The sequence below is a fragment of the Kitasatospora putterlickiae genome (assembly GCF_039527695.1).
Taxonomy (GTDB): Bacteria; Actinomycetota; Actinomycetes; order Streptomycetales; family Streptomycetaceae; genus Kitasatospora; species Kitasatospora putterlickiae.
Genome location: NZ_BAAAKJ010000041.1, coordinates 1,744 through 2,530 on the forward strand (window position 1 = coordinate 1,744; position 787 = coordinate 2,530).

Below are 787 nucleotides of genomic sequence, written 5' to 3' on the forward strand. Positions count from 1 at the left end.
CGGCACCGGCCCACGCCGGGTGGGACGGCTCGCGGTACTGGTTCAAGGACGCCCAGGGCCACTGGCGCTGGACCGCGCACTACGACGTCTACCTGGCGCGCACCGGCGGCTCGGCCTCGGCTTCGGGGACGGCCTCGGCCTCGGGGACGTCCGGCACGAGGGCGGGCGGCTCGTCCGGGGGGATCACCCAGGGGTGGGACGGTTCGCGGTACTGGTTCCGCAACAGCCAGGGACAGTGGCGCTGGACCACGCACTACGACGTCTACCTGGAGCGCACCAGTGGGTCGGCGCCCGCCTCCTCCTCCGCGGACTCGGCGGCCTCGTCCGCCTCCTCGACCACGTCCTCGACCACGTCCTCGACCCCGGACCCGGCGGCGGACGGCGACGTCGAGGCGGCGGTGCAGTTCGCGCTCGCGCAGCTGGGCAAGCCGTTCCGGACGGCCGGAAACGGGCCGGACGGCTACGACTGCTCGGGCCTGGTCCAGCAGTCCTTCCGGCGCGGCGGCATCTCCCTGCCCCGGGTCGCCAACGACCAGTACGCGGCCACCACGCCCGTGACGGCCGGGCAGCTGCGCCGCGGCGACCTGCTGTTCTGGTCGGACGACGGCACCGCGCGCGGCATCCACCACGTGGCGGTCTACCTGGGCAACAACCAGTACGTGGAGGCCGCCCGGCCCGGCACCTCGATCCGGATCTCGCGGATCAGCAGCGGCTACTACCCGACCCACATGGGCCGGCCCTGAGACCTCCGCACGGCGTTCCGCCGGCGCCCGGGCCACCGCGCCCC

Annotated in this window: 1 protein-coding gene; it reads left to right on the plus strand. The window is 74.7% G+C overall.

The window, feature by feature from the left end:
* The coding region (locus ABD308_RS04835; protein WP_344326141.1) for a C40 family peptidase at window positions 1–743 on the plus strand (743 nt) is incomplete at its 5' end.
* Window positions 744–787 lie beyond the last annotated feature (44 nt).